The sequence below is a fragment of the Crenothrix sp. genome (assembly GCF_043729335.1).
In the GTDB taxonomy this organism is placed as follows: domain Bacteria; phylum Pseudomonadota; class Gammaproteobacteria; order Methylococcales; family Methylomonadaceae; genus Crenothrix.
Genome location: NZ_JAYTLQ010000057.1, coordinates 118033 through 141112, shown reverse-complemented (window position 1 = coordinate 141112; position 23080 = coordinate 118033). Strand labels below are relative to the sequence as shown.

The following is a 23080-nucleotide window of genomic DNA, read 5'->3' as shown; positions in this document are numbered from 1 at the left end:
GCCAATTTAAAAATTCTGGGCTACCTTGTAAGGCGATAGTACGCCTCTTCTACTTAAGCGACCTTGCCGCAGAAGGTACATTCCAAGCAATCCAGTAATCAACAGTATTAAATGAGCGGGTTCGGGAACGGTGGGTAATTGCAGTTGTGGTTGCGTTGTTGCTAAAACAAACAACGGATCTGCAATATTATAAAATACAAGATTTAATGGGTTAAATGTACTGAAGCCCAGTTGACCATTATAAAAACTCAGACTTTGCCTACCCCCGTTAGTAGCCGTGTCAGCAATGAGAAATGTGTCATACTGTTGATTTTGAGCTCGTGTCACTGTTGGTACAGATAGCTTAATCATTGCTTCGTTAATGGTTATTGTAATGTTAGTGCCCCATTCAACGTTATTTTCACTACCGCCCCAGCTACTATTGTCAAAGTTAAAAGTGTAAGCGAATGCACCATTATTTGAAGCTGTTATCGAATAGTCAATAACATCTACATCAAACAATCCTGGGGATGTTTGCTCCCAAGCCTCAGTTTCAATAAATCCTATTAAATCAATATTTGAGCCATTGAAATTAAGATTATAAACAGTGCCCGCGTACAATGACGTTGAAGAGAAAAATAACATAGTTGCTGCTACACAAAGCGAACATAGTTTTATTCGATCCATTAGTTTTTTTAATGATTTCATTCTTCCCTCTAGTTATATAAGTTAAAGTCGCAGATAGTGGAATGTTTTGTAGCGGCATAAGAGTTATCGAAAAAATTTTTAATATTAATCAATAGCTTAATAATTTCTTCATGCACCAAGCCATCCAACACCGGTTACACTCTTTCCGTTCAAGTGCATAAACTTACAGGCACGTTTCTACAGTAATTTAATTTTAGTTAAAATACAGCAGATAACAAGGAGATAATGTGAACTTGACCACAGTATGAATTTTGATATTTGCAATACACATCACAAAAACCCCTAAAATGCGCTACCGACAACCTAGCAATTCACCAACTATAATTTGCTTACCATTTTGGTCATGGCAAATAAAAAGCCTAAGCACCTCCATTTTAAACCCACTTTATCTAGGTATTATGTACTCTCAAGGCGTTAAAAAAATTATCATCGCTCGCCAAGTTCCTAAAAATAGTGGCCATTTAGATGCTATGCACCCCATACTGGAACGCATATTGTTAAGCCGCGGTTTAAGCTCTGCTACTGATTTAGATCGCTCATTAGCAAAGCTCCCTTCACCTTGGCTATTGTCCAATATGGAGGCTATGGTCAATCATTTAATAACGGCGCTACAGCAACAACAGCGGATTACGGTACTGGCTGATTTTGATGCCGATGGTGCCACCAGCTGTGCTTTAGCTATAAAAGGCTTGCAGTTATTGGGCTTTTTAAACGTTGATTTTGTGGTTCCTAACCGTTTTTTATACGCTTACGGCTTAACCCCGGAAATTGTCGAACTGGTTAAGCAGCAACATCCCGATATCATTCTAACGGTTGATAATGGCATCTCCAGTATTGAAGGCGTTGAAGCTGCGAATGCCCTGGGCATTAAAGTACTTATAACCGATCATCACTTACCGGGCCAGCATCTGCCCGCCGCTGAAGCGATCGTTAACTCCAATCTTGTTGGTGATCAATTCCCAAGTAAGGTGATTGCCGGTGTGGGTACAGTTTTTTATGTTTTGCTGGCCTTGCGTAGCCGATTGCGTGAGCTTAACTGGTTTACATCTACACAACCTGAACCTAATCTGGCCGTGTTACTGGATTATGTGGCCCTGGGTACCATTGCTGATGTCGTTGCTTTGGATCGTGTAAACCGAATTCTGGTGCATCAAGGCCTAATGCGTATTCGGGCGGGATTGGGGCACCCCGGCATCAATGCCTTAATAGATATTTCCGGCAAAAACCAGCACAGTATTCAGGCAACAGATTTAGGTTTTGCACTAGGGCCACGATTAAATGCAGCGGGGCGTATGGATGATATGTCACTGGGCATAAAATGTTTATTAGCTAATGATTCCGCAACCGCCAAAACTATCGCCGCCAAGCTTGATGCGCTCAATAATGAACGCAAAGAGGTTGAGGGGCAGATGAAGCAGGAAGCACAAGGGCTGTTAAGTGAAATGAGTTTGCTAAATAGTCAGCATTTGCCGGCTGGCGTGTGTTTATATGATGCTAACTGGCATCAAGGCGTTATTGGTATTCTAGCTTCACGCATGAAAGATCAATTGCATAGGCCGGTGGTGGCTTTTGCATCTGCGGGTAAAGATCTTATTAAAGGCTCAGCGCGATCCATTCCCGGCGTGCATATTCGTGATGTATTGGCGGATATCGCTATCGCCCATCCTAAGCTTTTATGTATGTTTGGGGGACATGCTATGGCAGCAGGCTTAACCATTGCCATGCACGACTATCCGGCGTTTGCATTGCTATTTGATGCCATGGTCAATAAACGCTTGGCAAACGTTGATTTAGAGCAAAAAATCCTGGTTGATGGTGAATTAAGCGAACAGGACATGACGATTGAATTTGCAGATCTTTTGCAAAATGCCTGTGTTTGGGGGCAAGGCTGTCCCGAGCCGGTTTTTATTGATAAATTCGAGGTTGTGCAAGTGCGCATTGTTGGGCAACGGCATTTAAAATTGCTGCTCAGAAAACCAAATGGCCAGTTGATGATTGATGCTATTGCTTTTTTTGTCGACAAACCGGAGCACTGGCTGGGTATGCGCTTGTGTAGTGCAGCTTACACAATGAGCATTAATGAATTTAGAGGTAATCGCACTTTGCAACTTATGGTGCAGTATATGGAAAAAATCACCTAAAAAAGGGCGGATAAGCCGCCCTTTAGTTTACGGAACTGAGAGACAGTCTCTATTTTGCAGCAGGCGCAGGTGCGGGTACCGGTGTTGGTACAACGGCAGCAGGTTGTGCTGGTTTTTCTGTTACAGGCGCAGCTTCAATGGTGGCCGGTGGCTCTACAGCTGCGGCGGGTGCAGCACCTGGCGCTGGAGTTGCAGCAGGATTAGCGGCATCAGGGGTTGGCGCTACTGCTGGTGGAATAGCGGCTTTGGGCTTTTCGTCTACCACCGGTACTAAAATTTCAACTTTAGCTTGTTTACGTAAGCCTTCCAGCATTTTTTGAGTTTTTTGACGTTGCAGGAATGGTGTTAATTGATCTTTAACAGAATCTAGCGGCGGTGGTGTTTGCGCGCGCGAATCTTCTCTTAAAATGATGTGGTAACCAAACTGGGTCTTAACCGGCACTTTAGAATATTTGCCTTTTTCCAGCTTAGCAACAGCTTCAGAGAAGGGTGCAACCATTTGGCTAGGATTAAACCAGCCTAAATCGCCGCCATTTTGAGACTCTTTGGCATCCACCGAGTTTTTGTTGGCTAGTTTGGCAAAATCGCCACCTTTATCCAGCGCTGCAATTAATTTTTTAGCTTCGTCTTCTGTTTTTACCAAAATATGGCGGGCCTTGTACTCGGTGGCATTAGTGCCGCCGACTTTACTGTCATATTCGGCTTTAATTTCTGCATCAGTGACTGGATTTTTTTTCACGAAATCTTGCAAATCAGCTTGCGTTAACAATGAATTTCTAGCGACATCGAGTTGTTTTTGCATGTCGGGTGTTTTATCCAACTGCTTTTTTACCGCATCTTGTATCAACAATTCGCGCTGTACCAGTTCTTCAATCAGCTTTTCTTTAGGGAAACTTTGACCATGGGCTTTTTCGGCAATTTCTTTTTCCAGTTCAGCCAAAGTAGCCTTGCTAATATACTGACCGTTGACACTGGCGATAGCATCTTCTTTTTTAATGACCGGTGCAGCCACGGTTGTTGTGGCGGTTGTGCCCATTTGTTGATCACAACCGGCAATCAAAGCGCTACCGGCAACGAGTAAAGAGATAATTTTCTTATTCATTTATAAACTTCCTTTAGTTTCTTCTGAGGGTGAAATAGCATTAATGCCTAAAGCGTGGATCTCTTGTTTCATCAGATCACCCAGCGCCTTGTAAACGAGTTGATGGCGTTCGACTAGCGATTTGCCTTCAAAGGCTTCTGCAACAATAGTGACATGATAATGTCCCCCGCCGCTTCTTGCGCCCGCATGGCCAGCATGGGCAGCGCTGTTATCAAGCAGCTCTAGTAATTCGGGTTTAAGCGCGTCATTTAATGATTTTTTAATTAAGTCGGAGGTCATTGTGGAAAAGTTTTTTTAAAAGGTTTAACAGAAACTCGGGCGTAAACACCCGCTTCGACATACGGATCGGCCAGCGTCCATTGTTGCGCACTTTGTAAGCTATCAAATTCAGCGACTATGAGGCTACCGGTAAAACCGGCATCTCCCGGATTGTCGGCATCAACCGCCGGATGTGGCCCGGCCAGTAGCAACCGACCTTCATCTTGCAATAGCTGTAAGCGCTGAAGATGGGCTGCGCGCACGGATAATCTTTTTTCTAAGCTATGGGGTACATCTTCGCTAATAATGGCGTATAACAAAACCTTATTCCTCCGTATCGGGCATATATTTATATAAAAATACCATTTGTAAGGCAATAAAAACAAGCATCAAAATGGGCACACCGAAAGTTTTAAAGTTGACCCAGTCATCGGTACTGTAATGATGCATGACGTACAGATTGATAAAACCAACAGCGGTAAAAAAAGCCGCCCACAGCAAATTCAAGCGTTTCCAAATCACCGGAGGTAACGTTAAGCTGCCGGACATCATGCGTTCTACAAAAGGTTTTTCACCAATAAATTGGCTGCCTAAAAAAGCAAGCCCAAACAGCCATTCTATGATGGACAACTTCCATTTGAGATATTGTTCGTCATGTAAATAGATGGTTGCACCACCCATCACCACAACCAGCGCTAAGGTAATCCAGCGCATGGTTTCAACCTTGCGGCGTAAAACCAGATCAATAGCAACCTGTATCATGGTTGCTACAATCATTACCATGGTCGCTACATAGATGTCATAAAACTTATAGGCTGCAAAAAATAACAGAACCGGAAAAAATTCGAAAAGTTGTTTCATAATTACTAATGTGAAGAGGCTTAGATAAGCGAGCTAATTCACTGAAGGTTGTGATTTAAGGCCGCAGGAGTTTTGATTATTTAAGTATTACGCTGTACGGGTTGTGCTTTGCAGTACTGAAACTATATCTCCAATGCCTTCTGCAACCGGCATAAAAACTAAAAACGCCTTATTCGAATTCTAGCCCTTAAAGAATAGTTCATTTTTTAGTTTGTAACAGCCTATTTTTACACGCTGTTGTGCAAATAAACTAAAATAGCCCGTACTAAAAAACTTCTTTAGTCCATTGTAAAATTTTTGTAGCTAAATGTACATGCTGGAATGACTGTTCCTGCTAGAATATTTTGTCACTTCATAGGACATCATCATGGATAAAAACACACAAACAGAATTAGAAGCGGCAGTGTTTAGGCGATTAATCGGTCATTTGCAGCAGCATACGGAAGTTCAAAATATTGATTTGATGATTTTGGCGGACTTTTGTAGAAACTGTTTGGCAAAGTGGTATGCCGCTGAAGCAGTAGAAAAAGGCATTTCCGTAGATTATGAACAAGCCAGAGAAATTGTTTATGGCATGCCTTACAACGAATGGCGCGATAAATTTCAAAAGGACGCTACCCCAGAACAACTGGCCGCTTATCAAAGCAAAATCAAATCATAAACGCTATTGATACCGCAAAAATGACCGAAATAAGAGTCTATTTTTGGCGTATATTTTAAGGCTGCGATTTAATTTTTAGAGTCAAAGTTTTCTGCAATTCCCATTGCATGACGAGTTAATAAGGATTTCGCAAACGGTATATGGTCAAGCAAGGTTAGGCTCACATTTCTGGCCGCAGCAATTGCCAGCCAGTCATTGGAAAAAATACGGATCAAATTATCGGTAAAGGCAATAGTACGGTCATGATCCCGCTGTCTGGCGTTAGCGTAAGCTTGCAAAAAATCGCCAGCACCAATGTCTTTATGTTGTGCATATTGAGCGTTAAGCTTGTCTGCCAGTTGAATAACGTCACGGATACCTAAATTAAAACCCTGGCCTGCAACCGGATGCAATTGGTGTGCAGCATTACCAATAATGACCGCCCGATCTGCAATCATTGATTTAGCCCTTATCAGCGATAACGGAAAAGCGTGGCGTGAGGAAGCCAGGCTTAATTCACCCAGCTTAAAACCAAAACACAATTGCAGTTCTGCCAAGAAATCAGCTTCATTCCCTGTCATCAGCGCTTGTGCATTTTCTGGAGACTGCGTCCAAATAACGGCGCTGTGGTAATCACCAATGGGCAACAAGGCCAATGGGCCTGATGGCGTAAAACGCTCGTAAGCGGTATGGTGATTCGGTAGCGATGATCTTACTGTGCTGATAAGTGCAGTTTGATCGTAAGCAGTGACGTGTTGATCAATGTCCAAAAGTTTGCGTACCGATGAATTACCGCCATCGGCACCCACTAATAACTTGCAAGACAAAGTCAGCGATTCATCATTGTGTTTTAGACTGACATGCATTTCGTCAAGCCCCGCCATAAGCCCAGCCACACGGGCAGGACTAATACATTCAATCGCACTACTTTCCACCAAATGGGCGACATGAGTTTCAATGTTACGTGCGGTGATGACGTAACCTAAAGCCTCGACATTTTCTTTTTGTGCCGATAAACGCGTTTTACCGAAATGGCCGCGATCAGAGACATGGATAGTTTTAATGGCAGTAGCTTGATGCTGTATATCTTGCCACACACCCAGTTCTTGCAGACGTTGTACCGTGCCTGCGGCTAAAGCCAGGGCGCGATCACCTGCGAGGTGGTTTTGCAGTTGTTCACGGCTGCTGGCTTCAACAACCGCTATGTGCATGCCAGTTTCCTTTAGCGCCAAGGCCAGACAATTACCGGCTAAACCGCCGCCTACTATCAAAAGATCATAATCACAAGCCATTAGCTTGCCTGCATAATAGCTTCGATTTCTGCGATGGTTTTAGGTGCGCCGCTACTTAATATCTCATGGCCTTGCGCAGTGACTAAAACATCATCTTCAATACGAATACCAATGCCACGCCATTTTTCATCCACTTGTTTACAATGGGTGGGAATATATAAACCCGGTTCTACGGTCAATACCATACCCGGTTCTAAAATGCGCCATTCCTGATCAATTTTATAATCACCAACATCATGTACATCCATGCCCAACCAGTGTCCGGTTCTGTGCATATAAAACGCTTTGTATTTTTCGTCTTTAATAAGTTTTTTTATTTTGCCTTTCAATAAACCTAAATCAACTAAACCGCGCGTCAATACCTCAACAGCAGCCTCATGCGGCGCGAGCCACGGCTGTCCTGGCTTAACTTGTTCTAACGCGGCATATTGGGCATCTAAAACCAATTGATACAGCAATTTTTGTGGTTCGCTAAAGCGTCCAGAAACAGGGAAGGTGCGGGTAATATCCGCTGCATAATGCTCACATTCAGCACCGGCATCAATCAGGAGCAAATCGCCGTTTTTTAATTTATCGGTGTTATCGGTATAGTGCAATACACACGCATTTTTACCGCCGGCAACAATCGATGGGTAAGCGGTGTAGCGCAAGCCATTTTGCATAAAATGATGCAACAATTCGCCTTCTATTTGATATTCATAAAGGCCAGCTTTGCAGGTTTGCATAGCTTTAATATGGCCAGCGGCGGACACTTCCGCAGCACGGCGCATGAGCTTAATTTCTTCCGGACTTTTGAACAACCGCATGTCATGCAGAATATTGTCCAAAGAAAATAATTCGCCGGGCGCAACAGCGCCAGAGCGCGCGTGGCTTTTAATGTGGTTAATCCAGTCCAATAAACTGTGGTCTAGATCGGAATTTCGCCCCATGGGGTAATACACTCGGCTTTTATTTTCCAGCATGCCCGGTAAAATATCATCCAGATCGTCAATAGGAAAGGCATCATCCGCGCCGTAATCGCCGGTTGCGCCATTAAGGCCTGCGTGCGCACCTTCCCATAAGGCTTTTTTTTCATCAAATTCGCGGCAAAATAAAATGTATTCGCCTTGCTCGCGCCCCGGAATAAAAACCGCCATGGCATCCGGCTCATTAAATCCGGTCAGGTAATAAAAATCACTGTCTTGCCGAAAAGGATAGCTGACATCGCGGTTACGGGTGCGCATGGATGCACTGCTGATTAAGGCGATATTACCCTGACCAATGCGCTGCATAAGTTGCTTGCGACGTTTTTTAAATTCACTTGGTTTCATCATTATTTTTATTTATTAATGCACAGTGTCAGAGTCGTTCGGGGTTAATTCATCACGTAACAGTAACACCGCTGCGCGCAAATATTCAGTAATTTCCATAAAAGCCTGCTCATTGTCCTCGCCATCAACTTCGGTATCCAGCCGGGTAAATTCGGCGATATCTTTAAGAATTTCACGGCCATTTTTGAGATTGTTAACAGCGGAATTACCCGTTAAACTCACGCCAAATAAAAACCCCCTGCACCAACTTTGTAACGCTTCGGCCCGTTTAGTCAAGGGTTCGCTATCATCAGGTAAAAACAGATTAAAGGTATAATCGTCGCTAGTCAGCGTGCTGTGGGTAATATTAAAAAATTTTACCAGCAAATCACTGTATTGCTGTGATAAGGTTTGACCAACCGGTAATAACTCTTTTAGCCAACAGTCACTTTTTGTTTGTTGATTGATGCAAAGCAACCCTGTTGCTAAACCATGCGCTTCAGCAGCGGAAAACTCAATATCACTTTGCAGTAACAGCTTATTGATTTCGGCATAAGCCATAATTGTGTCCAATTAATTACGATTGCTAAAAAAAAAACAGCGCTTATGCTACCATTGAAGTACAAACTAAAATGAAATTTGTTAATGCAGGCGTCGATAAGCGGCATACGGTTGACAATGATAGATCATATTAGACTTTGCGATGTAAACTTACTTAAAATGGGCTGTGCAGATCACTTGCAATGTTAGTTACCGATATGACACAAACAGAATACGCAGTAGAGTTAAAATACCTTGAAGATAAGCTGGATAAGCTCATTGAGCAATATACGGCTGTTAAAAATGAAAACAATCTGCTTAAGTCCAGACAAGAAGCTTTGATTAAAGAAAAAGAGAGTCTTCTGGAAAAAACAAATCTTGCTAAATTACGCGTTGAGGCCATGATTAATCGATTAAAAGCAATGGAGTATGGTGCATGAATCAAAAATTTCAACCCATATCACTGACCATTATGGGCAAAGAATATAAAATTGCCTGTGATCCTGAAGAACGCGATACCTTAGTTCGTTCCGCGCAACAGCTGGATGAAAAAATGCGCAAAATGCGCGATTCTGGCAAGATCAGCGGTCCAGACAGAATTGCTGTGATGGCGGCTTTAAACCTGTCTCATGAGCTGGAATCGGTTAAGAATCAAAACGCGCTGCTAAACCAGCAACTCAGTGAGTGTCTGGATCACATGCGCAATAAGATAGAAAACGTTTTGGAAAATCAGCAAACAGAGTAAACTATTAACCGGTATCTCCTGCGGTGTTCGAGAGTGCGCTGGGTGTTTCCTGAACCTATATTAACCCCGGGGGTGAACTACCGGTAATGTGTGCATGCCCGCTTAGGTGGGAAGCCTGATTTATCGACTGCATCCCCACTTGAACCATCGGTTCAAGGACGAAAGCGCATAACGGCACGGGTGGGAGATACGCCTTTTATCCTTACAGAGCTTGCTGTTCAGCAAACCTATTCTGCAAATAATTTCGTGATCGACAGACATTTTTTGTTCACGAAAAGTACAAAAGACAACACCAGACTTTCCCATGCTTCATACCGTCGATGAGGTATCAAAAAATGGCAACACCCCACGGTTCGCGCCAAACATGCCACACTCGCATTATCATCCGTTTTTTTTTCGTGGCTTTCGTGTTTTTCGTGGACAGACTACATAGCATTAGACGGCTTGCAGTAAAGCTGGCAATGAGGTCTTGGACGGTTTTTTGACTCCAGGGCAATCAATGCTAAAACGCTGCACGGGATCGCCCAGTTTGATCGCCGTTAATTGCTTACCCCACAGACAGCCGGTATCAATAGCATAACAATTATCGCCCTCATAATAGCCTAGCGTAGACCAATGCCCAAAAATAATCCGCATAGCCTGACTTTTACGGTCAGGCACGGCAAACCAGGGCATTAAACCTTCTGGCTGACTGCCGATAGCCCCAGTATTGGCAAAATCCAAGCGGCCATTACTGTCGCAATAGCGCATACGGGTAAAGCAATTAATAATAAAGCGCAGTCTGGACATGCCTTTTAGCTTGGCTGACCATATATCGGGCTTGTTGCCATACATCTGTTTTAAAAACAAAAAATAATCTGGACTTCTTAAAGCGGCTTCGGCAATTGCTGCCATTTCTTGAGTGGTTTTAAAATCCCATTGCGGGGGAATGCCTGCGTGTAACAGACAAAAATCATCGTTGTAATGAAATAACGGTCGATGCCTTAGCCAATGCATTAATTCATCCCTGTCTGATGCTTCTAATATCGGGCTGAATGAATCTTTTTTAGGGGATAGTTTTGGCAAGCAGCTTGAAGCAAGTAAGTGCATATCATGATTGCCCAATACAGAAATAGCTGCCATACCCAATGATTTAACAAAACGCAGTGTCTCCAAGGATTTTGGCCCACGATTGACTAAATCACCGGCAAACCATAGTTGGTCAGTGTGTTCATTAAAAGACACGGTATCCAAAAGCCTTAATAAATCATCAAAACAGCCTTGAATATCCCCGATGGCATAGATAGACATGAGGTTAATGCAGTGTTCTTGGAATAGACAGGGTAAATTGCGGTATAGGGGTATTAAAACAATCGCCATTGTCGGCAATTAGGCTATAGCTGCCTTGCATTGTACCTACCGGTGTTTCAATCATGGCGCCACTGGTGTAACGAAACGACTCACCCGGTTTTAAATAAGGCTGTTCGCCAATAACACCATCGCCCCTAACTTCCTGAATTTTACCGTTAGAATCCGTAATCAACCAGTGGCGTGTCATCAGCCTTACCGCTACATCGCCAGCGTTGGTAATGGTAATGGTGTATGCAAACACATAGCGGCCATCATTGGGAAATGATTGCGCTTCTATGAAATAAGGCGTTGCTTCAACTATAATTTTGTTTTTTTGGGTCATTATCAGATCATACTAAGTTACTTTTAGATTATTTCATCGTAACTGAAAGTGAAACGCAAGCATGTATTGTATTGCAAAAGATAAATAACCAAGAAAATCATTTTTTGGTACGGGTTCAGTCTTCTTTTTGAAAAAAGGGGGTTAGTACCCAAAGGTTCACTGCCATTAAGTTAAGCAAGAAAGCTCCCTCTCCTGCTGGAGAGGGCTGGGGTGAGGAGAATAAAATCAACAAGTTAAATTTCCCCTCATCCCAATCTTCTCCCTTTGGAGAAGGGGTCGTGCTCTTAACTTAATGGCAGGAACCCAAAGGGTATAAAGGGGAATTTTTTAAATACATCCTCTTTAATCCCCTTTTCAAAACAAGAAGTGAGTATTTACATTTTTAACAACTTTTAGGAAAAGCAGTGCATATTCATATTTTAGGTATTTGCGGAACATTCATGGGCGGCCTAGCCGTTATTGCTCGTCAGTTGGGTTATCAGGTCAGCGGCTCTGATCACAATGTCTATCCGCCGATGAGTACGCAGCTGGAACAGCAAGGCATTCAGCTTATGGAAGGCTACAGCGCCGAAAACTTGGCGAATACACCGGATTTGGTGATTATTGGCAATGCCTTATCGCGCGGTAACCCAGAAGTTGAAGCCGTGCTCAATCGTGGGCTTAAATACGTATCGGGCCCGCAGTGGCTGGCAGAACACGTTTTACACGATAAATGGGTATTAGGCGTTGCCGGAACCCACGGCAAAACGACAACTACCGGTATGCTCAGCTGGATTTTGGAGCATCACGGCTTTAATCCCGGTTTTTTAATTGGTGGAATTCCATTAAATTTTGGCATTTCCGCGCGTCTGGGTGAGTCATCATTTTTTGTGATTGAGGCGGATGAATATGATTCCGCCTTTTTCGATAAGCGCTCTAAATTTGTGCATTATCGTCCGCGCACGGCCATATTAAATAACCTTGAATACGATCATGCTGATATTTTTCCAGACTTGGCGGCGATTCAAAAGCAGTTTCATCATCTGATTAGAACCGTGCCTGGTGAGGGCTTAATTATTAGCCCAGAAGCGGATGAAAATATTAATGAAGTGTTAGCAATGGGCTGTTGGACACCACAAGCGCAAACCTCTATTAATGGCGATGCGGCCTGGAATGCCGAGCTCATTAAACCCGATGGTAGCGAGTTTAATGTGGTGTTTAACAATGAAACTCAAGGTTGTGTGCAATGGTCTTTAACCGGCGATCACAATGTTTACAATGCCATGTCGGCAATAGTTGCCGCCAAGCATGTAGGCATATTACCGAAAGATGCCATTAACGCACTGGCACAGTTTAAAAACGTTAAACGCCGTATGGAAGTGATTGCCAAAATCAATAATGTCACGTTATATGATGATTTTGCACATCACCCGACTGCCATTGCCACTACGCTGGATGGCCTGCGGAAACAAGTTGGCAATGAACGCATTATTGCCATTGTTGAGCCGCGCTCAAACACCATGCGCCTGGGTGTGCATACCGAAACACTGGCGCAATCTTTACACAATGCCGATGTGGCCATTATGTATCAGCCAGACAATATGGATTGGGATTTGAGCGCGTTAAAACAATATGCCCAAAACATTATTATTTGCCATACTGTTGATGAAATTGTTGCGCTAATTAAGCAAGAAGCGCCAGTAGGCGGTCATTTTGTATTGATGAGCAATGGCAGTTTTGGCGGTATTTATGGCCGCTTAAAAAATGAATTGGGCTAAAGTGAGTGTTTTACAACGGATTAAACAAACCTGAACTTTGACCCTAAAATTGGAAAGCAGTATGATTATCCCGGCTGCGAATAAACGCGCCTTGTTAACCACATTAAATTAGGAGATCCTTATGGGGTTGCTCGACTCAATCGTAGACGTAATGAATACCCAAGCGGGCGGTACTACTAGAGCACAGGGGAATTTATTAACCTCTGTTATAGGTATGCTTAATAATCCTCAAATAGGTGGGTTATCCGGTTTATTACAAAAATTAAATGCGGGTGGACTGACTGAGCAGGTGGCTTCCTGGGTTGGCACAGGATCAAATTTACCGGTATCTGGCGATCAACTTCAGGCTGTGTTGGGTTCTTCATTTGTGCAGGAGATCGCTGCAAAATTGGGCATTAATGTTGCGGACGTTAGCAGCGGGCTTTCTCATTTGTTGCCGACAGTTATTGATAAGCTAACGCCAGATGGTCAGATACCTGATAGTGCGAGCACTAATAGCCTGTTAGAACAGGGTTTAGGTGGATTAATGGCTATGTTGGGTACTAAGACGGCTTAATTTTTGCAGTTGTAAAATCTAGAAGGCTTGCGCGTTTGTTGCAAGCCTTTTTTTATAAGCCCATCAAGCAAACGGCAACAACAACCAAGCAATCAGAAGAAGTTAATGCGTTTTTGTTTGACCTCGGCTTTATCGAAATGCTCCCATAGCTCAGCGTAAGTTTTCTGGCTAATAGGATGCTTCAATGCCGGTGCAATTTCTGCTAGCGGCTCCAGTACAAAGGCATAACGCTCAATTTCATCACGCGGTATTTGCAAGCCTTCTTCGTTGACAATCAGATCGCCGTAAAGCAGCAAATCTAAATCTAGCGTACGCGCCGAAAACTTTTTACAGCCCCGCGTTCGACCGTTATCCAATTCAATTTTCCGTAGTGTCTTAGCCACCGTTTTAATGTCCAGTTCTGAGCTAAAACCGACCACACAATTGTAAAAGCTATCTCCCGCAAAACCGACTGCTTCCGATTCATAAATACTGGAAACCGCTAATTGGCCAAAGCATTGCCGCAGTGCTATAAGACTGGCCGGAATGTATTTGTGTTTGTCGATATTGCTACCGACACTGATGTATCCATAAGGCATTTACTTTTGGCCTCTCTCGATAACAATGCCTACGTCGCTGGCACCACGAATCGCTCCTTTTTTATTTAATGTAATCTTTAACCAAGGAATAGCAAATTCTGTCAGTAAAATATTAGCGATTTCAACAATCAATTTTTCAACCAATAAAAATTGGCTGTCTTCAACAAAAGAAATAATGCGCTTGGACACTTTCTTATAATCCAGGGTATATTCAATATCGTCGGTTTCGGCTGCCTTGGTTATATCAAAAGCCATTTCAATGTCCAGCACCACGGTTTGCTTGGTTGTTCTTTCCCAATCATAGATGCCGATGATGGTTTCAATTTCAAGACCACCTAAAAATATGATGTCCACAGTCATTCCCAGTTATTATGTGCGGTTTAAAATGCTAAGTATCAGGGAAACGCCCTGTGCTGACAAGTCATCAATAAGGAAGGTAGACATGATTGAATGGTTTTTTATTCCACTGGCCTATGTAGTAGGCTCTGTTTCCAGCGCAATTATTATTTGCAAACTCATGGGGTTACCCGATCCGCGCGAGCAAGGTTCCGGTAATCCGGGAGCCACTAATGTTATGCGTATTGGTGGTAAAAAAGCCGCCAGCATTACTTTGCTAGGCGATTTACTGAAGGGACTAATCCCCGTTTATGTTGCCAATGCATTTGGTGTATCGGCAGAAGCACTGGCATTAACAGGTTTGGCAGCTTTTTTAGGCCATTTGTATCCTGTTTTTTTTAGTTTTAAAGGTGGCAAAGGAGTTGCCACGTCCATTGGGGTGTTGTTGGGATTTTCCTGGTGGGTAGGATTAGCCTTTATTGCCACTTGGCTGTTGGTGTATAAAATAGGCAAAATTTCATCATTGTCGGCATTATGTGCGTCCATACTGTCGCCGGTTTATGCGTGGTTTATAACCGGCAATATTCAGCTTGCGGGCGCATCAGTGATTATGATGTTATTTTTATTGTATCGACATAAAAGCAATATCCAGCGATTGCTCGCCGGACAGGAAGGTTAAGAATCCACCCGTCTTAGCTCGCCCTAAATAAGCCCGAGTGAGATTTGAAAATAGTGCTGTTTATGTTGATGGAATTGTCCATTTTTTGTGTTTTATTTCCGCGGGTATGAGCTTATCAAACGGAGCCTCATAACGGGGCGTTTTACGTCGATCATAAGGTGCAAATTGGTGTAGATGCTTAGGATAAAGCTGCCAATAATCGTCGCCTTCCATGTCGGGATCTTCGGAATTCACAATAAGTGGTTTAATGCCGTAGGTGTCAATAATTTCTTGAAAAGCCGGCACAACCTTCTTTAAGGTAAAATTTAATTCACTACCTGATAATACGAAAGTCTCGAAAAGAATGGCATGTTTCAAGAAAAGTTTTAAATTTGCTTGATATAAATTCCCCGTTTTTATGTGATTACGTATAAACCATTCAGAGATATCGGATATATTGTTGATGCTTATCTGAGGGAATTCTTGCATTAACAAGCCATGGTGAAATTCCATGAATGGCTGCCCCCTGAAGGTTTTACATTCCCCTAATGGAAGCCCGTTATATTGATTGAAGTTAAGAATTGTACTGTAACTTATTTTTTTTCCACCTTGACGACCTAAGCCTTCAAAAAAACCCATGCGTGCTAGCGCATATTTACAATTGTTATTAGGGCTGAATTTATCTTCCTGAAATGTCAGAATTAGAAGATCCAATTGGTATTTTTCACATAATCCTAAAACCCGGTCCATTTCAAAATTAGGGGTAGCCGATTGACGAAACATAACTGCGGTAGGTCGATAAGTCTTATTTTCCCATTCCGAAAAAACACGTAAGGGTTCGGGAACATCTAAAAAAGGTATCGCTAACTGTTGTTTTTGCCGAGCATGCAGTATTCCTATAGCCTCTTCTATGGGAGTATATAAAAATTCACGAAGCGTCTTTTGCATAGGTTGTTGATCTAAATAATTGTGGGATAACATAAAGCTTTCTAATTTTAGGGTTACGAGCTATTTGTATCCCAATAAAGGGTATAAATAAGTTGTCAGAGGAGTGTGAATACACGCCCATTCCCAGGCTGTGACAATACCATTCCCCAGTAGCGCGGAAATGCAAATCCAATAGCTATTACTGACCATCACACTTTTTATAAATATTTGCCAGTCTTGTGCGGTAAGTCCGTCAAAGCGACCTTTACGAAAGTAGGCAGTGGTGATAAAGGGATCACAAAACACACACAAAAAAACAAACACTGCTTTTGGTTTTTTGCTGATGCGCCGAAACAAACGCCCCGATAAACTTGAGGGTTCTCGGTTATCCCAGTTATGCAAAGCACCTGCACCCACCCAGTCGATTTGCATTTTTTCATATAGCTTCAAAGTTAAGGCGCACTGGATCAAAGAAAGAAGGGTCATCAATCCCCCGCCTACCAACATACCCCATGTGAATACAGCGTAAACATAGATGATATGTTCGAACACCCAGTTAAAAGCTGCGTAGAGTAAATGGCCTAATCCAATTATAGTGAAACGTTTATAGTCATGTAGTGGTTTCATTGGCAGCAATACTATGTCTTGCATTTATGGCAGATTGGAATATAGCATTACCATAAATGGCAATTCCATTATCACGCCAAAGGTTGTAATGAGGTAATTCGTACAAATACCTAAGGTTAATATGGCGGAGCTTGCCAAGAGTAAGTCGTTATTACACATGGTTTCTTTTACTAACAAAAGGATACGCCGAAAGAATGCGAGCAGTTATTGCAAAAAATACCCATAACATAAAAACAATGAACAAAAAACTATTGAGTTCAGGAGTTTCAAAATGCAGCGAGAGTAGACTCCGAATTGCCACCAAATGAAGAATATAAATCCAAAGTGAACATTGCCCCATCCATTTTAGGGGTGCCAAAATGAAGAGGGCGGGTTGCCAGCGGACAATTGATTGAAACAAAAATAAGGCTATGCAAAATGCGCTGATAGATGTAAAACAGAATCCAACATCGGGTGGATAAAACAACTCGGTGTAGCCCACACGGGGCTCAGGAACGACAAAATTTAGTGACCAATAGGCAGATGAAACGACAAACAATATTATTGAAATACAGAGCATGAGAAAACTATTGCCGTGTGACAATACTGTGTTTTGAAGGCTGCGCTGTAAAGCCGCGCCTAACCAAACAAAACCTAGCCAGGGGGGAAGTGGAAACCACCCATCGATAAACAACTGGCGAAGAATACGAGACAGAATACTTTTAATCGGAGGGAATGGGTTTTGTGGAGGCAAAGCAATTTCTAAAATTTCGGGATTGTAACCAAATGCCCCTTGCAACCACTGACCAACCAAAATAAATACTACCCCTAAAAGCCAAAGCACCCTTATAGGAAATAAACGGGCTGGATATGCCGTTATTAAGATAGCCGCGCCAAGCGTATAAAGCACGTCAAAAGTCACAAATGGCACAATCTGCCATACAAATATATCAATTAAGCAGCCAGTGGCTATAAGGAGAAATCCCTTGCGTAACTTTGGTTTTTTAGCGATGGCAAGCATTATGCCAGCTAGTATCATAAAACTGGGCGCAGCAAATGATCCCAATAACCTCATCGGTAGTGGAGGAGTGCCGATGTAAAGAGAGGCGGCACTATTTGCCATCAGCATAAAACTTATTGCAATTCCGCGTAAAATATCATATTGCTCGATTCTGCCCTTTTCTTTCTTTAAAGAATCCATATAGCTATCTGTTCTAGTAAAAAACAATTGTTTTTATCCGCTGAAAATCCAGTCGTGGATTCAACTGTGAGGCGGCACATCCGGTAAAGCAGGATAATGTAGTAAGAATCAAGATGCCGCGCATAGACAATGCCTTATGAATTTTTTATTATTATGGCAATTTGCAGGTGGGTCTTAGCCTATTAAATCTACCTGCAACTAAAATATACAACCGTAGTTTTTCTCCACACTGGTTGCAAAAGTGTTTGAAAATATATTTAAGTTGAATATTGCAGGTGTGATTTGCACACTCAGTCTGGGGCTAAAGCTGTACTTACATAGTATAGACTGCGTTTTTTGAAATATCAGTGAATTGAAAATAAAATTATTATAGCCGTAAAAAAGCTCGGAATGCCGTGCAATGTTGTTAAAGAATTTTAGGTAACCGTCAAGGTGTAATTTTTAAACTCTACTATATTTAATGACATTAGATATAAAAATGTCATGGCTATGGTTACTAAAATTTTTAAAGTAAAAATATCAATCCGAGAGGTTTGCAGGCAATCGCTGCTTTGGGGGAGTGCTTTAAGTTGCGTCCAAACTGCTTTAGCACAGGAGGTAAATGAGCTTTTAAAGTTATCTTTGGATCAGTTAGTGAATGTGGAAATTACTTCCGCCTCACGTTTCAAGCAAAAATCCTCCGAAGCACCATCGGCAGTTGATGTGGTAACCGCCCAAGAGATCCGCAGTTACGGTTGGCGTACTCTCGCCGATGCGCTTAGTGCCATGCGTGGACTGACAGTTCGCAACGACCGTAGCTACTCCTACCTCGGCAATCGAGGTTTCTCCCGCACCGGCGACTACAACTCGCGCGTATTAATTATGATCGACGGGCGACGCATGAATGAGGCTATTTACGATGGAGCTGCTATTGGTGAAGACTTTTTACTCGACATGAATCTGATTGACCGCATCGAATATATTCCAGGGTCTGGTTCGTCGGTCTACGGAGCTAATGCCTTGCTCGGTGTCATCAATGTCATTAGTAAGCAGGGTAAAGATTTCAATGGTGTGCGTGTAAGCGGCGAAGCAGGCAGTTTAGATACCTATCGAGGACGGGCAACTTTTGGTAAGCGCTGGAAAAACGGTGCTGATTTACTGGTTAACGGCTCACAGTTTTTTAGTCATGGTGAAGAACAATTATTTTTTTCGGAGTTTGCCAAGATCAACGGCGGTATTGCTCAAGATATGGATATAGAGCGGAGCAGCAGGCTATTTGGTAAATTAAGCTATCAGGATCTTACGCTCAGGGCAGGCTACGTTAACCGCTACAAGCGCATACCCACGGCATCTTTCGGCGCTATTTTCAACGACAACAGACTTTACAATGTTGACCGACAGTATTATGTTGATTTGGATTACATTACCCAAATAAACACCCAATTAGGGTTGGAAGCGCGAGCCTTTCATCATTGGTACGATTACCATTCTATTACGCCCTATGATGGGAATGTGGGTGTGCCACCACTGAACCCCATCGCTAATTATGATGCGGTGGATAGCCGTTGGTGGGGCGGTGAACTTAAATTAACGGGTATTCAATTCAAACACCATAAATGGATTGCAGGATTGGAGTTTCAATACGACCAACGCCAGCATTTGATTAATTATGATATTAATCCTTACCAGCTCTATAATTCCAGCAGTAATAATGGTTGGCGTGCTGGACTTTACGCCCAAGATGAATGGCGTATTACGGAGAGTTTGTTGATTAATGCCGGTTTGCGTCTGGATCACCATCACATGATCAAGAATTTGCAACTGCACCCTCGCATAGGCCTGATTTGGGATGCCACGCCTACATTGACGGCTAAACTGCTATATGGTTCGGCATTTCGTGCACCGAATGTTTACGAGCGCGATATGGATATCCCCGCCTTTGGCTTCGTAAAAAACCCAAACAATAAACAAGAGCTCATTTATAGCTATGAGGCAATTGCAGAATGGCGTACTGGCAAAGGCGTTAAATTATTAGGGACACTGTTCTACAACGATCTACAAAAAGTATTAGTGCAAGATACGGATAATAAATCGGCCACTTTTGGACAGTTTATTAATTCAGGTGCTTATCATAACTACGGTTTTGAACTTGGGGGGGAAAAACGTTGGGAGAATGGTCGCCAGTTAAAACTGACCTGGACGCATAATTACACGCGTGATGTTGATGGCGACGAAACTTTTGGCGGGGGCTGGGCACCGGATTCACCCAAAAACCTAGTTAAGCTGCATTACGCTGAACCCTTCTTTAACGATACGGTACGCCTGGGTTTTGAGGAGCTTTTTGTGGGTCAACGCCGTACTTTGGCTAACAATATTGCGCCCTCCTATCATTTGCTCAATATCAACCTCTCGTTTACCAAACCCTTATATGGCTTTCAGCCCACACTCGGCATTTATAACGTATTAGATCAGCACTACAAAGTACTGGGTGGCGATGTGCATACTCAGGACACGCTAGCCATGGATGGACGCACCGTGCGCTTCCGTCTGGAATACGGGTTTTAAGCGGTTTTTTAAATAAAACACTTAAAACCGACTTCTGTTTATCAATTAACTACTATATTTAATTGATATGAATAGAATTGCATCCGCTGCTATAAACCTGTGTGCAGAAACCAATACAAAAAAGACATTTTTTCGGTTTAAACACATACCGTTTTTTTTGGTGGGCGCTATTTTAAGTAATGCGCAAACGGTTTCGGCACAAGCGCAGAGCAAACTTTATGATTTGCCTCTTGAGCAACTGCTCAACATCGAAGTGTCATCGGCATCCTGCTTTAAACAAAAATCATCCGAAGCGCCCTCTGCGGTTGATGTCGTCACCGCCGACGACATTCGTAATTACGGTTGGCGCACTTTAGCCGATGCACTCAATGCCATGCGCGGCTTGTATATCCGCAATGACCGTAATTACAGTTACCTGGGTACGCGTGGGTTTTCTCACAGCGGAGATTACAATTCACGCGTGCTGATTATGATTGATGGCCGCCGTATGAATGATGCGACTTTTGACCAAGGCTTTATTGGCGAAGAATTCATGCTGGACATGAACCTTATCGAGCGTATTGAATACATTCCAGGCCCTGGCTCATCGGTGTACGGAGCAAATGCTTTACTCGGTGTTGTTAACGTTATCAGCAAGCAAGGTAAAAAATTCAACGGAACGCGAGTCAGTGCAGAAGCGGGGAGTCTTGACACTTACCGGGGACGAGCGACTTTTGGCAAGCAATGGAGCAACGGCGCTGATTTACTGATCAACGGCTCGCAATTTTTTACTCATGGCCAGGAACAGTTACATTTTCCGAAATACGCGGCAACTAACGGCGGCATCGCCCAAGACATGGATTTAGAAAGAACCAGCCGGTTGTTCGGCCAGCTAAGTTATCAGGATTTTTCTGTCAGGGCTGGCTATATTGATCGCTACAAGCGTGTACCCACGGCCTCTTTCGGTGCAATTTTCAATGATAAAAGTTATTTCACCGTCGATAAACAGGCTTATATCGATATGGATTACATCACTCAATTCAATGCCGGTTTGGGTGTAGAAGTGCGGGCTTTTCATCATTGGTACGACTATTATGCCGATACGCCCATTAGCGATAAAGGTGTGCGCGTATTGAATTACGATGCGACAGATACGCGTTGGTGGGGCGGTGAATTTAAACTCACGGGTACTCAAATTAAACATCATAAGTGGATCATGGGGATAGATGCACAATATGACCAGAACCAGCACCTTATTAATTTCGACATCAATCCGTATCAACTTTATAACAACAGTAACCGCAACGGCTGGCGGGCGGGTATTTATGCTCAGGATGAATACCGTATCACCGACAGCTTGCTTGTCAATATGGGGCTGCGTTTAGATTACCATCACATGATCAACAGTTTGCAACTACATCCTCGCGTCGGCTTGATTTGGGATATTACACCCACCTTTACTGGCAAGCTACTTTACGGTTCAGCGTTTCGTGCGCCTAATGTTTACGAGCGTGATTACAATTTTCTTGACAGCAACAGGGCAAATGCTAATAACAAGCAGGAACTTATAAAAAGCTATGAGGCAATTGCCGAGTGGTACCCCGGCCACGGCCTAAAATTGTTGGGCACAGTCTTTTATAACGATCTTAGGAATGTCCTGGTTCAGGATACCGACAACACCTCCCCTAGTTTCCTTCAATTCGTTAACTCAGGACACTTTCAAACCTATGGTTTTGAGCTGGGGGCTCAAAAACATTGGGAAAACGGGCGGCAGATTAAATTAAGCTGGACCCATAATTACACGCGTGATGAAAATTTGAAGGGCGGAAGCTGGGCACCTGATTCACCCAAAAACTTGGTGAAGTTACATTATGCCGAACCTTTTTTCGAGGATACTGTGCGCCTGGGTTTTGAGGAATTGTTTGTGGATCAACGCCGCACCCTTGCCAACAATATTGCCCATTCCTATCACTTGTTCAATATTAATTTAGCGTTTACCAAGCCCGTATATGGCTTTCAGCCTACACTCGGTATTTACAATGTGTTAAACCAACATTACCCCGTTTTGGGAGGCAGTGAGCATATCCAAGATACTCTAGCCATGGATGGGCGTACCGTGCGTTTTCGTCTGGAATACGGATTTTAACCATGCGATTATTAGTGAATTTTACACGGCTTCTGCCTGGTTTAATGGCTATCGTATTAGCAATGGCCATAACAACAGGTACTAGCGCATCTGCCAATGCACTCAGTAGCGAACAAACGTTGACAGCGGCTTTCCTCTATAATTTTTTGAAATTCACAGAGTGGCCGCAGCAAGATAAGTTAAGTGATAAGTTGACACTGTGCGTTACCGAAAGCTACTTATTCGATGCAGATTTGGAGGGTATTGCCGGTTTACCCGCACAGAATAAAACCGTCCGTATTAAACGTGTCGAACTGGGCGAAAATGCAAGCGCCTGTCAACTGCTGTTTTTAGCGCGAGAGGAAAAGCCCGTGCGCATCCGCGAATGGCTTAAAAACACCAAAAACACGCCCATATTAATAGTCAGCAATCTGGAAGGGTTTCTTGATATGGGTGGCATGATCATTCTGATAGATGATGGCGACCGCTTGCAATTTGAAGTTAATTTGGAACAAGTTAAGTCCACTGGCCTTAAGTTGAGTGCGCAGTTATTGAGTATAGCTCGCGACGTTCGAGGGAAATAACC

25 protein-coding genes and 1 other RNA gene are annotated in these 23080 nt (G+C 43.1%); 11 read left to right on the top strand and 15 right to left on the bottom strand.

The annotated features are described in order from the left end of the window. Positions 1-6: 6 nt before the first annotated feature. Entirely contained in the window at positions 7-687 is a 681-nt protein-coding gene (locus ACHZC4_RS14075) for a PEP-CTERM sorting domain-containing protein (RefSeq protein WP_394754492.1), read from the bottom strand. Positions 688-1085: 398 nt separating this feature from the next. Here ACHZC4_RS14075 and recJ point away from each other — a divergent pair, with 398 nt between their 5' ends. Continuing rightward, positions 1086-2828, top strand: coding sequence for a single-stranded-DNA-specific exonuclease RecJ (gene recJ / locus ACHZC4_RS14070; protein WP_394754491.1), 1743 nt, complete (start codon positions 1086-1088; stop codon positions 2826-2828). A gap of 49 nt (positions 2829-2877) precedes the next feature. Here the strand turns inward: recJ and ACHZC4_RS14065 are convergent, their stop codons facing one another. From ACHZC4_RS14065 to ACHZC4_RS14050, 4 genes are read right to left on the bottom strand one after another with little or no spacing between them, the layout of a single operon-like run. Next, positions 2878-3930, bottom strand: a complete 1053-nt coding sequence (locus ACHZC4_RS14065) for a peptidylprolyl isomerase (protein ID WP_394754490.1) — start codon at positions 3928-3930, stop codon at positions 2878-2880. Then, positions 3931-4209, bottom strand: coding sequence for a BolA family protein (locus tag ACHZC4_RS14060; protein WP_394754489.1), 279 nt, complete (start codon positions 4207-4209; stop codon positions 3931-3933). Beyond that, positions 4206-4508: a YciI family protein gene (locus ACHZC4_RS14055; RefSeq protein WP_394754488.1), complete on the bottom strand. Its 303-nt coding sequence runs from the start codon at positions 4506-4508 to the stop codon at positions 4206-4208. The genes ACHZC4_RS14060 and ACHZC4_RS14055 overlap by 4 nt, the downstream gene beginning before the upstream one ends. A 4-nt stretch (positions 4509-4512) precedes the next feature. Then, positions 4513-5049 carry a septation protein A gene (locus ACHZC4_RS14050; protein ID WP_394754486.1) on the bottom strand — a complete coding sequence of 179 codons (537 nt, stop codon included), beginning with the start codon at positions 5047-5049 and terminating at the stop codon, positions 4513-4515. 367 nt (positions 5050-5416) lie between these two features. On the opposite strand from ACHZC4_RS14050, the gene ACHZC4_RS14045 reads away from it, so the two are divergent. After that, positions 5417-5710: a DUF1244 domain-containing protein gene (locus ACHZC4_RS14045; protein ID WP_394754485.1), complete on the top strand. Its 294-nt coding sequence runs from the start codon at positions 5417-5419 to the stop codon at positions 5708-5710. 68 nt (positions 5711-5778) lie between these two features. Here the strand turns inward: ACHZC4_RS14045 and ubiH are convergent, their stop codons facing one another. From ubiH to ACHZC4_RS14030, 3 genes are read right to left on the bottom strand one after another with little or no spacing between them, the layout of a single operon-like run. Beyond that, complete coding sequence (gene ubiH / locus ACHZC4_RS14040; RefSeq protein WP_394754484.1) at positions 5779-6981, bottom strand: 2-octaprenyl-6-methoxyphenyl hydroxylase; 1203 nt, start codon at positions 6979-6981, stop codon at positions 5779-5781. Continuing rightward, entirely contained in the window at positions 6981-8291 is a 1311-nt protein-coding gene (gene pepP, locus ACHZC4_RS14035; RefSeq protein WP_394754535.1) for a Xaa-Pro aminopeptidase, read from the bottom strand. The genes ubiH and pepP overlap by 1 nt, the downstream gene beginning before the upstream one ends. A gap of 15 nt (positions 8292-8306) precedes the next feature. After that, positions 8307-8831: a UPF0149 family protein gene (locus ACHZC4_RS14030; RefSeq protein ID WP_394754483.1), complete on the bottom strand. Its 525-nt coding sequence runs from the start codon at positions 8829-8831 to the stop codon at positions 8307-8309. A gap of 182 nt (positions 8832-9013) precedes the next feature. On the opposite strand from ACHZC4_RS14030, the gene ACHZC4_RS14025 reads away from it, so the two are divergent. The 3 genes from ACHZC4_RS14025 to ssrS all read left to right on the top strand — a co-directional run bounded on the left by ACHZC4_RS14025 (position 9014) and on the right by ssrS (position 9746). Then, positions 9014-9250: a TIGR02449 family protein gene (locus tag ACHZC4_RS14025; protein WP_394754482.1), complete on the top strand. Its 237-nt coding sequence runs from the start codon at positions 9014-9016 to the stop codon at positions 9248-9250. After that, positions 9247-9555 carry a cell division protein ZapA gene (locus ACHZC4_RS14020; RefSeq protein ID WP_394754481.1) on the top strand — a complete coding sequence of 103 codons (309 nt, stop codon included), beginning with the start codon at positions 9247-9249 and terminating at the stop codon, positions 9553-9555. Before ACHZC4_RS14025 ends, ACHZC4_RS14020 begins: the two co-directional genes overlap by 4 nt. Positions 9556-9567: 12 nt before the next feature. Then, positions 9568-9746: non-coding RNA, 6S RNA (ssrS, locus tag ACHZC4_RS14015), on the top strand. A 244-nt stretch (positions 9747-9990) separates the two neighbouring features. Here ssrS and ACHZC4_RS14010 read toward each other — a convergent pair. After that, positions 9991-10845, bottom strand: coding sequence for a symmetrical bis(5'-nucleosyl)-tetraphosphatase (locus ACHZC4_RS14010; RefSeq protein WP_394754480.1), 855 nt, complete (start codon positions 10843-10845; stop codon positions 9991-9993). Positions 10846-10849: 4 nt separating this feature from the next. Continuing rightward, positions 10850-11227, bottom strand: a complete 378-nt coding sequence (apaG, locus tag ACHZC4_RS14005; RefSeq protein WP_394754479.1) for a Co2+/Mg2+ efflux protein ApaG — start codon at positions 11225-11227, stop codon at positions 10850-10852. Between the two features lie 404 nt (positions 11228-11631). Between apaG and mpl the strand changes: the two genes are divergently transcribed. Then, on the top strand, positions 11632-12984 hold the full coding sequence (mpl, locus tag ACHZC4_RS14000; RefSeq protein ID WP_394754478.1) for a UDP-N-acetylmuramate:L-alanyl-gamma-D-glutamyl-meso-diaminopimelate ligase: 1353 nt from the start codon (positions 11632-11634) through the stop codon (positions 12982-12984). A 121-nt stretch (positions 12985-13105) separates the two neighbouring features. After that, the gene (locus ACHZC4_RS13995) at positions 13106-13540 is read left to right on the top strand and encodes a YidB family protein (protein ID WP_394754477.1); all 435 of its coding nucleotides are present in this window, start codon (positions 13106-13108) and stop codon (positions 13538-13540) included. Positions 13541-13632: 92 nt separating this feature from the next. Here the strand turns inward: ACHZC4_RS13995 and folK are convergent, their stop codons facing one another. Together folK and folB are read right to left on the bottom strand one after the other, a co-directional pair. Next, positions 13633-14118, bottom strand: coding sequence for a 2-amino-4-hydroxy-6-hydroxymethyldihydropteridine diphosphokinase (folK, locus tag ACHZC4_RS13990; protein WP_394754476.1), 486 nt, complete (start codon positions 14116-14118; stop codon positions 13633-13635). Beyond that, on the bottom strand, positions 14119-14472 hold the full coding sequence (gene folB, locus ACHZC4_RS13985) for a dihydroneopterin aldolase (protein WP_394754475.1): 354 nt from the start codon (positions 14470-14472) through the stop codon (positions 14119-14121). Between the two features lie 88 nt (positions 14473-14560). On the opposite strand from folB, the gene plsY reads away from it, so the two are divergent. Next, positions 14561-15133 (top strand): glycerol-3-phosphate 1-O-acyltransferase PlsY, encoded by a 573-nt coding sequence (gene plsY / locus ACHZC4_RS13980; protein ID WP_394754474.1) that lies wholly within the window; start codon positions 14561-14563, stop codon positions 15131-15133. Positions 15134-15193: 60 nt separating this feature from the next. On the opposite strand, the gene ACHZC4_RS13975 is transcribed toward plsY, so the two are convergent. The 3 genes from ACHZC4_RS13975 to ACHZC4_RS13965 form a co-directional block, all read right to left on the bottom strand. Further along, entirely contained in the window at positions 15194-16060 is an 867-nt protein-coding gene (locus ACHZC4_RS13975) for a hypothetical protein (RefSeq protein ID WP_394754473.1), read from the bottom strand. A gap of 60 nt (positions 16061-16120) precedes the next feature. Then, the gene (locus ACHZC4_RS13970; protein ID WP_394754472.1) at positions 16121-16489 is read right to left on the bottom strand and encodes a hypothetical protein; all 369 of its coding nucleotides are present in this window, start codon (positions 16487-16489) and stop codon (positions 16121-16123) included. A 328-nt stretch (positions 16490-16817) separates the two neighbouring features. Beyond that, the gene (locus tag ACHZC4_RS13965) at positions 16818-17846 is read right to left on the bottom strand and encodes a heparan-alpha-glucosaminide N-acetyltransferase domain-containing protein (protein ID WP_394754471.1); all 1029 of its coding nucleotides are present in this window, start codon (positions 17844-17846) and stop codon (positions 16818-16820) included. A gap of 483 nt (positions 17847-18329) precedes the next feature. Between ACHZC4_RS13965 and ACHZC4_RS13960 the strand changes: the two genes are divergently transcribed. From ACHZC4_RS13960 to ACHZC4_RS13950, 3 genes are all read left to right on the top strand, one after another. Next, the gene (locus ACHZC4_RS13960) at positions 18330-20390 is read left to right on the top strand and encodes a TonB-dependent receptor plug domain-containing protein (RefSeq protein WP_394754470.1); all 2061 of its coding nucleotides are present in this window, start codon (positions 18330-18332) and stop codon (positions 20388-20390) included. 67 nt (positions 20391-20457) lie between these two features. Further along, positions 20458-22515 carry a TonB-dependent receptor plug domain-containing protein gene (locus ACHZC4_RS13955; RefSeq protein WP_394754468.1) on the top strand — a complete coding sequence of 686 codons (2058 nt, stop codon included), beginning with the start codon at positions 20458-20460 and terminating at the stop codon, positions 22513-22515. 2 nt (positions 22516-22517) lie between these two features. Further along, positions 22518-23078 (top strand): YfiR family protein, encoded by a 561-nt coding sequence (locus ACHZC4_RS13950; protein WP_394754467.1) that lies wholly within the window; start codon positions 22518-22520, stop codon positions 23076-23078. Positions 23079-23080: the final 2 nt, after the last annotated feature.

Bases quoted from the DNA above. Each gene is read 5' to 3' on its own strand.
- ACHZC4_RS13955 (WP_394754468.1), top strand. From the start codon at position 20,458: ATGAATAGAATTGCATCCGCTGCTATAAACCTGTGTGCAGAAACCAAT.
- ACHZC4_RS14010 (WP_394754480.1), bottom strand. From the start codon at position 10,845: ATGTCTATCTATGCCATCGGGGATATTCAAGGCTGTTTTGATGATTTA.
- ACHZC4_RS14075 (WP_394754492.1), bottom strand. From the start codon at position 687: ATGAAATCATTAAAAAAACTAATGGATCGAATAAAACTATGTTCGCTT.
- ACHZC4_RS14020 (WP_394754481.1), top strand. From the start codon at position 9,247: ATGAATCAAAAATTTCAACCCATATCACTGACCATTATGGGCAAAGAA.
- ACHZC4_RS13950 (WP_394754467.1), top strand. From the start codon at position 22,518: ATGCGATTATTAGTGAATTTTACACGGCTTCTGCCTGGTTTAATGGCT.
- ACHZC4_RS13965 (WP_394754471.1), bottom strand. From the start codon at position 17,846: ATGGATTCTTTAAAGAAAGAAAAGGGCAGAATCGAGCAATATGATATT.
- ACHZC4_RS13975 (WP_394754473.1), bottom strand. From the start codon at position 16,060: ATGCAAAAGACGCTTCGTGAATTTTTATATACTCCCATAGAAGAGGCT.
- ACHZC4_RS13960 (WP_394754470.1), top strand. From the start codon at position 18,330: ATGGCTATGGTTACTAAAATTTTTAAAGTAAAAATATCAATCCGAGAG.
- ACHZC4_RS14065 (WP_394754490.1), bottom strand. From the start codon at position 3,930: ATGAATAAGAAAATTATCTCTTTACTCGTTGCCGGTAGCGCTTTGATT.
- ACHZC4_RS14030 (WP_394754483.1), bottom strand. From the start codon at position 8,831: ATGGCTTATGCCGAAATCAATAAGCTGTTACTGCAAAGTGATATTGAG.
- ACHZC4_RS14045 (WP_394754485.1), top strand. From the start codon at position 5,417: ATGGATAAAAACACACAAACAGAATTAGAAGCGGCAGTGTTTAGGCGA.
- ACHZC4_RS14050 (WP_394754486.1), bottom strand. From the start codon at position 5,049: ATGAAACAACTTTTCGAATTTTTTCCGGTTCTGTTATTTTTTGCAGCC.
- pepP (WP_394754535.1), bottom strand. From the start codon at position 8,291: ATGAAACCAAGTGAATTTAAAAAACGTCGCAAGCAACTTATGCAGCGC.
- folK (WP_394754476.1), bottom strand. From the start codon at position 14,118: ATGCCTTATGGATACATCAGTGTCGGTAGCAATATCGACAAACACAAA.
- ACHZC4_RS14025 (WP_394754482.1), top strand. From the start codon at position 9,014: ATGTTAGTTACCGATATGACACAAACAGAATACGCAGTAGAGTTAAAA.
- ACHZC4_RS14060 (WP_394754489.1), bottom strand. From the start codon at position 4,209: ATGACCTCCGACTTAATTAAAAAATCATTAAATGACGCGCTTAAACCC.
- apaG (WP_394754479.1), bottom strand. From the start codon at position 11,227: ATGACCCAAAAAAACAAAATTATAGTTGAAGCAACGCCTTATTTCATA.
- ubiH (WP_394754484.1), bottom strand. From the start codon at position 6,981: ATGGCTTGTGATTATGATCTTTTGATAGTAGGCGGCGGTTTAGCCGGT.
- recJ (WP_394754491.1), top strand. From the start codon at position 1,086: ATGTACTCTCAAGGCGTTAAAAAAATTATCATCGCTCGCCAAGTTCCT.
- plsY (WP_394754474.1), top strand. From the start codon at position 14,561: ATGATTGAATGGTTTTTTATTCCACTGGCCTATGTAGTAGGCTCTGTT.
- ACHZC4_RS13995 (WP_394754477.1), top strand. From the start codon at position 13,106: ATGGGGTTGCTCGACTCAATCGTAGACGTAATGAATACCCAAGCGGGC.